Raw genomic sequence first — 7,454 nt, 5'->3', positions numbered from 1 at the left:
TGGCCCGGCCCGAGCACCCGGTCCAGATCCCGCTGCGCATCGACACCACCGCCCTCGCCGCCCGCGGTGAGGAACTCCCCGCCCTCCTCAAGGGCCTGACCCGCACGCCTACCCGCAGGACCGCGCGCTCGGCCGCCGCCGCGGACGGCGACACGCTGGCCCAGCGGCTCGCGGGGCTCGACGAGGCCCAGCGGGAGCGGCTGCTGCTCGACCTGGTGGGCAAGCACGTCGCCGCGGTGCTCGGCCACTCCGGCAGCGATGCCGTCGGCGCCGACCGGGCCTTCAAGGACCTCGGCTTCGACTCGCTGGCGGCCGTCGAACTGCGTAACGCACTCGGCGCGGAGGCCGGGATCCGGCTGCCCGCCACCCTCGTCTTCGACTACCCGACCGCACGGGCCGTGGCCGGCTACCTCAAGAGCCGCGTCGCCCCCGACACCCAGTCCCTGCCGGCTGCCACCCCGGCCGCGTCGGCCCCCGCCCGGCCGGCGGGCGCCGACGAGCCGATCGCCATCATCGGTATCAGCTGCCGGTTCCCCGGCGGGGTACGGTCTGCCGAGGACCTGTGGCAGGTGGTCGCCGAGGGCCGCGACGTCGTCTCCGGCTTCCCCGAGGACCGCGGCTGGCTGCTCGACTCCCTGTACGACCCCGAGCCGGGCACACCGGGGCGGACGTACACCCGACAGGGCGGATTCCTCTACGACGCCAACGAGTTCGACCCCGAGTTCTTCGGGATCATGCCGCGCGAGGCGATGGCGATGGACCCGCAGCAGCGCCTGCTGCTCCAGGGCGCCTGGGAGGCCTTCGAGCGGGCCGGTATCGACCCGGAGTCGCTGCGCGGCAGCCGTACCGGCGTCTACGCCGGTGTCATGTATCACGACTACCGCAGCCGGCTGCCGCACGTACCCGAGGACCTGACGGGCTACATCGGCAACGGCAGCGCCGCCAGCATCGCCTCCGGCCGCGTCGCCTACACCTTCGGCCTGGAAGGCCCGGCCGTCACCGTGGACACCGCGTGCTCGTCGTCCCTGGTCGCCCTGCACATGGCGGTGCAGGCGCTGCGCCAGGGCGAGATCGGCATGGCGCTGGCCGGCGGTGTCACCGTCATGGCGACCCCGGAACTGTTCGTCGACTTCAGCCAGCAGCGCGGACTGTCCGCGGACGGCCGCTGCAAGGCCTTCGCCGGCGCCGCCGACGGCACCGGCTGGTCCGAGGGGGCCGGCCTGCTGCTGGTGGAGCGCCTGTCCGACGCCCGCCGCAATGGCCACCCGGTCCTCGCCGTCATCCGCGGCAGCGCCATCAACCAGGACGGCGCCAGTAACGGCCTGACCGCCCCCAACGGCCCCTCCCAGCAGCGCGTCATCAAGCAGGCGCTGGAGTCCTCCGGCCTGAGCCCGGCCGACGTCGACCTGATCGAGGGCCACGGCACCGGCACCCGGCTCGGCGACCCCATCGAGGCCCAGGCGCTGCTCGCCACCTACGGCCGACAGCGCCCCGCCGACGACCCGGTGTGGCTGGGTTCCATCAAGTCCAACATGGGCCACGCCCAGGCCGCGGCCGGCGTCAGCGGTGTCATCAAGGCCGTCATGGCCCTGCGCAACGAGACGATGCCGCGCACCCTCCACGTCGACGAGCCCTCCCCGCAGGTCGACTGGACGGAGGGCAACGTGCGGCTGCTGACCGGGGAACGCCCCTGGCCGCGCGCCGAACGGCCGCGCCGCGCCGGCGTCTCCTCGTTCGGGCTCAGCGGCACCAACGCGCACATGATCATCGAGGAGGCGCCCGCTCCGGACCCCGAGCCGACCGCCCCGGCACCGACCCGGACCCTGCCCGCCGTGCCGCTCGTCCTCGGTGCCCGCACCGCCTCCGGCCTGCGCCGCCAGGCCGGGCAGCTGAAGTCCTGGCTGGCCCAGGACCCCGGGCGCGACCTGCTGGACACCGCGCTGTCCTTGGTGACCACCCGCTCCCCGCTCGACCACCGGGCCGTCGTCGTCACGACCGGCCGCGACGACGCGCTCGCCGCGCTGGCCGCCGTCGCCGCCCAGGAGGAACGCCCCGGCACCGTCGTCGGCGCCACCGCGCCCGGCGCTCCCCTCGCGTTCCTCTTCTCCGGACAAGGCGCCCAGCGCCCCGGCATGGGCCGCGAACTGTACGCCGCCTTCCCCGAGTTCGCCGCCGCGCTGGACGCCGTGTGCGAACACCTCGACCCGCACCTGCGGCGCCCGCTGCGCGAGGTCATGTTCGCCGCGGCCGAGACCGACGGCACGTCCGACCTCAACCGGACCGTCTACACCCAGAGCGCCCTGTTCGCCTTCGAGGTGGCCCTCTACCGGCTGCTCCGGTCCTGGGGCGTCACCGCCGACGTCCTGATGGGCCACTCCGTCGGCGAAATCGCCGCCGCCCACGTCGCCGGCGTGCTGTCCCTGGCCGACGCCTGCGCCCTGGTCGCCGCCCGCGGCCGGCTCATGCAGGCACTGCCGGAGGGCGGCGCCATGATCGCCGTACAGGCCACCGAGGAGGAGGTGCTGCCGCTGCTCGACGCGTCCGTCGGCATCGCCGCCCTCAACGGTCCCACCTCCGTCGTACTCTCCGGCGACGAGGACCGCGTGCTCGCCGTCGCCGCCCACTTCGGCGGTCTCGGCCGCAGGACCAGCCGGCTGCGGGTCTCGCACGCCTTCCACTCGCCGCTGATGGAACCCATGCTGGAGGACTTCGGCCGGGTCGCGGCAGGTCTCACCTACGGCACCCCGTCGATCCGCATCATCTCCAACGTCACCGGAGAGCAGGCGCGCCCCGAGGAACTGGCGAGCGCCGACTACTGGGTGCGGCACGTCCGCCGGGCCGTGCGCTTCGCCGACGGCGTCCGCCGCCTCGAGGCCGACGGCGTCACCCGCTACCTCGAGGTCGGCCCCGACGGAGTGCTCAGCGCCCTCGCCGCGGCCTGCCTGGAACACGACGGCCACGCCGTCGTCCCCGCCCTCGCCAAGGACACGCCCGAACCGCGGGCCCTGCTCACCGCCCTCGCCCGGCTGCACGTGCACGGCGCGGGCCCCGACTGGGCCGCTCTGCTGGCCGGTACCGGTGCGGTACGCCGGCTCGACCTGCCCACCTACGCGTTCGAGAAGCGCCGCTACTGGCTGGACGCCACCCCCTCCCCGGACTCCGGCGGCGCCGAGGGCATCGGCCAGCAGCCCGGCGGGCACCCCCTGCTCGGCGCCGTGGTCGTCTCCCCGGAGGACGGCGGCATCGTCCTCACCGGCCGCCTCGCCATGGACAGCCAGCGCTGGCTCGCCGACCACAACGTCCTCGGCACCCTGCTGCTGCCCGGCACCGGCTACGTCGAACTCGCCCTGCGCGCCGGTGAGGAGGTCGGCTGCGACCTCGTCGAGGAACTCACCATCGAGCAGATCATGCCGCTGACGGCCACCGGCGGCACGGCCGTCCAGGTCCTCGTCGGCGCCGCGGACACCGCCGGCCGCCGCTCCCTCGCGGTGTACTCGCGGGCGGAGAACGCCCCCGAGCACATCGGCTGGACCCGCCACGTCTCCGGCTTCCTCGCCTCCTCCGACGGCCCCGCCGCCCCGCCCGCACCCCTGGGCGCCGTCGCCTGGCCGCCGCCCGGCGCCGAAGCCGTCGACATCAGCGACGTCTACGACTACCTCACCAGCCAGGGCTACTACTACGGACCTACCTTCCGCGGTCTAAAGGCCGTCTGGCGGCACGGCGACGACGTCTACGCCGAGGTCGCCCTGCCCGACGAAGCCCGCGAGGAGGCCGCCGGCTACCGCATCCACCCCGCGATGCTGGACGCCGCGCTCAGCGCCACCGACTTCCTCGGCGGCTACCGGCCCCAGGACGTCGGCGGCTCGCACCTGCCGTTCGCCTGGACCGGGGTCTCGCTGCACGCCGGCGGTGCCGCCCGCCTGCGCGTCAGACTCAACTCCATCGGCCCCGACGCCGTACGGCTGGAACTCGCCGACGGCTCCGGCCTGCCCGTCGCCACCATCGAGTCCCTCGTCGTCCGCGCCATCACCCCCGACCGGGTCGCCGCCGCGACCGCCGCCTCCACCGGCACCGAGCAGCGCGAAGCCCTGCACCGGATCGGCTGGAGCCACCTGCCGCTCGGCACCGCGGGCGGCGCCGGAGCCGGCCGGTGGGCCGTCCTCGGCGCGAGGGCGGCGGACGCCGGCGTCGACGACACCGTGCCCGCCCACCCCGGCCTGGCGGCCTTCACCGCGGCCCTCGACGCCGGGGACGCCGTGCCCGACCTGGTCCTGTACCCGTGCCCCCGGCCCGCCGGGGACGTCCCCGACGCCGTCCGGGCGGTACTGGACGACGTACTGGGGGTGCTGCGCGCCTTCACGGCCGACGAACGCCTCAGCGGCACCCGGCTGATGGTGATCACCCGGGACGCCGTCGCAGTCGACGACGACAGCCTCGAGGCGGTCGATGTCGTCCAGGCCTCCGTCTGGGGCCTGGTGCGCGCCGCCCAGCAGGAGACGCCGGGCCGGATCCTGCTCGCCGACCTCGCCGACGGCAGCCGCGTCACCCCGCCGCTCGCCGCCCTGGGCGAGCCCGAGTTCGCCGTACGCGGCAGCGACGTCCGCGTCCCCCGGCTCGCCGGCATCCCCGTCGACGCCCCCGGACGGCCCGCCCCCTGGGACCCCGACGGCACCGTTCTCATCACCGGCGGCACCAGCGGCCTCGGCGCCCTTCTCGCCCGGCGCCTCGTCACCGAGCACGGCATCCGGCACCTGCTGCTGACCAGCCGCTCCGGCCCGAACGCGGCCGGCGCCGGGGAACTGGCCGCGGAACTCGAAGCCGCCGGCGCGACGGTCACGGTCGCCGCCTGCGACGCCGCCGACCGCGACGCGCTCGCCGCCGTCCTCGCCGCCGTCCCCGACGACCGCCCCCTGCGCGGTGTCGTGCACGCCGCCGGCGTCATGGACAACGCCCTGGTCGGCGCCCTGACCGCGGAGCAGATGGACGCCGTGCTGCGGCCCAAGGCGGATGCCGCCTGGCACCTGCACGAACTCACCCGCGACCTCGACCTGACCGCGTTCGCCCTGGTGTCCTCCTGCGCCGGCCTCCTGGTCGGCGTCGGCCAGGGCAACTACGGAGCCGCCAACCGCTTCGTCGACGCCCTCGCCGCCCACCGCCGCGGCCAGGGTCTGCCCGCCACCTCCCTGGCCTACGGACTGTGGACGGTCCGCACCGGCCTCGGCGGCGGCGTCACCGAAGCCGACCTGCACCGCATGGGCCGCCTCGGCATGCCCGCCCTGTCCACCGACGAAGGCCTCGCCCTCTTCGACGAGGCGGTCGCCCTGGACGAGGCCGTCCTCGTGCCGGTCCGCCTGGAGCCCACCGCGCTCGCCGCCGCCGCCGACGAGGAACTCTCCCCGCTGTTCCGCGAGATCGTCCGTACCGCCCGCCGTACCGCGGCCCGCCCCGCCAGGACCCGCGCCCCGCAGGCCGCGGCTCCCGCGGCGCACACGAGCGCGGCACAGGGCACCCTGGAGGAGCAGCTCGCCGCCCTGGGCCGTCCCGCACGCGAACGCGTCCTGCTCGACCTGGTCCGCACCCACGTCGCCGCCGTACGCCACGACGAACCGCAGGCCATCGACGTCGCCAAGGGGTTCACCGAACTGGGCCTCGACTCGCTGGCCGCGATCGAACTGCGCAACCGGCTTCAGAAGGCGACCGGACTGCGGCTCCCGGCGACCCTGATGTTCGACTATCCCAGCACCGACGTGCTCGCCGCCTACCTGCTGGAGGAACTGGCGCCGGCCCTCCCGGACGTCGACGAGTCGCAGGCCGGCGGCACCGCCGAACCCGACGAGGCGACCGTCCGCAGGGCTCTGGAGTCCCTCTCCGTGGCCCGTCTGCGCGACGCCGGGCTGCTGGACGGCCTGCTCGCCCTCGCCGGCCAGGACACCGCACCGACCGCGGCCGCCGAACCGGCCGAGACCCCCGCCGACCGTACCGACGCCATCAAGAGCATGGACATCGACGACCTGGTACGCGCCGCACTGTCGACCGACGAAACCAACTGAGTGTCCGGGCCCCGCCGGCCGCACCGAGCGAGAGGTTTACCTTCACCGTGGACGCATCCGTCGAGCAGATCGTCGAGGCGCTCCGAAAGTCCATGCTGGACAACGAACGCCTGCGCCGGCGCAACGCCGAACTCTCCGCCGCCGCGACCGAACCGATCGCCGTCATCGGCATGGCCTGCCGCTATCCGGGAGGCGTGGCCTCCCCGGAGGAGCTGTGGCAGCTGGTCGCCGACGGCGTGGACGCCGTGACCGGCTTCCCGACCGATCGCGGCTGGGACATCGACGGCGTCCACGACCCCGAGCCCGGCAAGCCCGGACGCACCGTCGCCCGCGAGGGCGGATTCCTGCACGACGCCGCCGACTTCGACCCCGCCTTCTTCGGCATCAGCCCGAACGAGGCCCTGGTCATGGACCCCCAGCAGCGCCTGCTGCTGGAGTCCTCCTGGGAGGCGGTGGAACGCGCGGGCATCGATCCGCTGTCCCTCAAGGGCAGCCGCACCGGCGTCTTCGCCGGCGTCATGTACCACGACTACGGCTTCGGCAGCAGTGACGGCAGCATCGTCACCGGCCGCGTCGCCTACACGCTCGGCCTCGAGGGCCCCGCGGTGACGGTGGACACGGCGTGCTCGTCGTCGCTGGTCGCGCTGCATCTGGCGGTGCAGGCGCTGCGTTCCGGCGAGTGCTCCCTCGCTCTCGCGGGCGGCGTGACCGTCATGACCAACCCCGACATGTTCGTCTACTTCAGCACCCAGCGCGGCCTCGCCCCCGACGGCCGCTGCAAGTCCTTCGCCGCCGCCGCCGACGGCGTCGGCTGCTCCGAGGGCGTCGGCATGCTGCTGGTGGAGCGTCTGTCCGACGCCCGCCGCAACGGGCATCCGGTGCTGGCCGTGGTACGGGGCAGCGCGATCAACCAGGACGGAGCCTCGAGCGGTCTCACGACGCCGAACGGGCCTTCGCAGCAGAGGGTGATCCGGCAGGCGTTGGCGGGTGCGGGTCTGTCGTCGGCCGACGTGGACGTGGTGGAGGCGCACGGTACGGGTACGACGCTGGGTGACCCGATCGAGGCGCAGGCGCTGATCGCGACCTATGGGCGGGACCGGGCGCAGGACCGTCCGCTGTGGCTGGGGTCGATCAAGTCGAATATGGGGCACACGCAGGCGGCGGCCGGGGTCGCGGGCATCATCAAGATGGTGATGGCCATGCGCAACGGGGTCATGCCCAAGTCGCTGTATGCCGGTGAGCCTTCGACGAAGGTGGACTGGGACGCGGGGGCGGTGGAGCTGCTGGCGGAGGCGCGTGAGTGGCCGGTGCCGCAGGACGGGCGGCCCCGCCGGGCCGGGGTGTCGTCGTTCGGGCTGAGCGGGACGAACGCGCACGTCATCGTCGAGGAGCCGCCGGCCGAGG

2 protein-coding genes are annotated in these 7,454 nt (G+C 74.6%); both read left to right on the top strand.

All coding sequences use genetic code 11. The annotated features are described in order from the left end of the window. Nucleotides 1-6,050 (top strand): type I polyketide synthase (locus ABZX30_RS37395; RefSeq protein WP_355942696.1); only part of this gene is annotated, 6,050 nt, incomplete at its 5' end. Between the two features lie 47 nt (nucleotides 6,051-6,097). Further along, nucleotides 6,098-7,454: beta-ketoacyl synthase N-terminal-like domain-containing protein (locus ABZX30_RS37390; protein ID WP_355942693.1), on the top strand; the 1,357-nt coding region annotated here is incomplete at its 3' end.

The organism is Streptomyces sp. NPDC004542 (assembly GCF_040610035.1).
In the GTDB taxonomy this organism is placed as follows: Bacteria; Actinomycetota; Actinomycetes; order Streptomycetales; family Streptomycetaceae; genus Streptomyces.
The sequence above is the reverse complement of the archived record's forward strand: the minus strand, read 5'-3'. Positions and strand labels throughout refer to the sequence as shown.